Origin of the sequence: Bacillus hominis (assembly GCF_018332515.1) — a bacterium.
GTDB lineage: Bacteria > Bacillota > Bacilli > Bacillales > Bacillaceae_G > Bacillus_A > Bacillus_A hominis.
Map to the genome: position 1 here is coordinate 1 of NZ_BOQD01000448.1, position 1,810 is coordinate 1,810.

Consider the following 1,810-nt stretch of genomic DNA (forward strand, 5'->3'; position numbering starts at 1 on the left):
TATTATCCAAATGAATTCATACGAATACCAATAATCATTTTCGAGTATCCCTCTCACAAATAAATTCAATCATTTCATGAAAATTATTCGCTGAATTAGTGAATGACCATTGCGATATAATCTTTTTTGATTCTTCCCCATAACTATTAGTTAAATTATTTTCAAAGACATAAGCAATTTTTTCTTTAAGTACATCTTCCTGTCCAGCCGGAATAACAAATCCATTCTTATAATCCTTAACTAAATCTAAAGACGCCCCACACTCATCAGAGGAGATAATCGGTAAACCAGCTGCCATAGCCTCATTAATAACTAATCCCCACGGTTCTTCATTAGAAGGTAAAATAAGTACATCACCTACAAAATAATGCTTAAATAATTCAGTTTGATTTGCTATAAAACCTGTAATTTGCAAATTAACATTCAATTGCTTCGCTAATTCAATTAAACTTTCACGCTCTTCTCCATCACCCAAAATTAGTAGTTCGTACTTTTCTTTATTGTTTATCTGATTTAAAGCTAACAAAATTTTATCTACATTTTTTCTTTTTATTAACCTACCACTATATATCAATACTTTTTTCTCACTGTTGATTTGATAGCGCTCTCTTAACTCTTCTCTATACTTATCTGAATTACCCAGTAGCGATTTAATAGATTCAATATCTACGGTTAAACACTGATTAAAAACTCTATCTGATTTGAAATTAAATTTTTCACAAAAATATTTCGAACTCACTATCCCATTTCCGAATATTGCAGTAGCTCCCGAGATAACCATTTTTTTTATCAGATATTTAGCTTTGTGCTCATTCCCTAAAACCCTTTTAGGTGAAATACCGTCATAAATAATTATATACGGTTTTTTGAACAATCTAGCCAATAAACTCAAAACTATATATGTGGGTTTTTCGTATCCACCAATTAAAATAACATCATTCTCTAGTATAATCTTTAACAATCCAAAATTAAGATTCCCATGATTTCTTGATAATTTAAATCCTTTTAATGGAATCTCTTTAACATTATTTATCGGGTCAACATCCCAACTTCTTCCCAGAATATTTTTGTTAGTATAATAAACACTTATATCCCAATTACTATTTTTACTTATTTCTTCTATCTGTAATTTTCTATACGGCGATCTCAAATTTGTTACAATACCAATTTTCATAAATTTTCTCCTTAACTTACTCCATTAAAAATTAATCCCCTATAAATTATATAGGGGATTAATCACATCCTATTAGTAACTAAAGTTATTTTTATCATTTAAAAAACGCAATATAAATATCCAATAAATAAAGCTAAGTAATTCGCTCGGGGTAAAATATACAGCCTCGAAGCATGCGTAATAAATGCCTGTAATAATTAAAGAAAGGATATACATATAAGCTATATTTTTATACTTTTGAGTATGTCGAAACATTTTTGAGAGAATAACCAAGATTATTATTAAGCTAGAAATAATGCCGATCAACCCAAGTGTCATATATGTATATAAAAACCAATTATCTGTTACGAGATTCGTACTAAATTGCATATTTTGATAGAAATAGCTGATATTAACGTAACCTAATCCTATTAATATATTCATGTTATTTCCTAAAAATTTTATAGTATCTACCCACCAATAATATCTGTTACTACTAGCTAAGAGCTCGTTCAAATTAATTGTTTCTTTGAAATACATCAAACACAATATACATAAAATCAAAAACATCGATCCCATTATAACTGATATTCTATTTAGTAACTTATTATTAAATAAAATATACTTATTCAAATAAAATAAAAAATATAATAATAT

Annotated in this window: 1 protein-coding gene; it reads right to left on the reverse strand. The window is 27.7% G+C overall.

The window, feature by feature from the left end; all coding sequences use genetic code 11:
* Window positions 1-34 precede the first annotated feature (34 nt).
* Entirely contained in the window at window positions 35-1,174 is a 1,140-nt protein-coding gene (locus KI356_RS26220; RefSeq protein WP_212936907.1) for a glycosyltransferase family 4 protein, read from the reverse strand.
* Window positions 1,175-1,810: the final 636 nt, after the last annotated feature.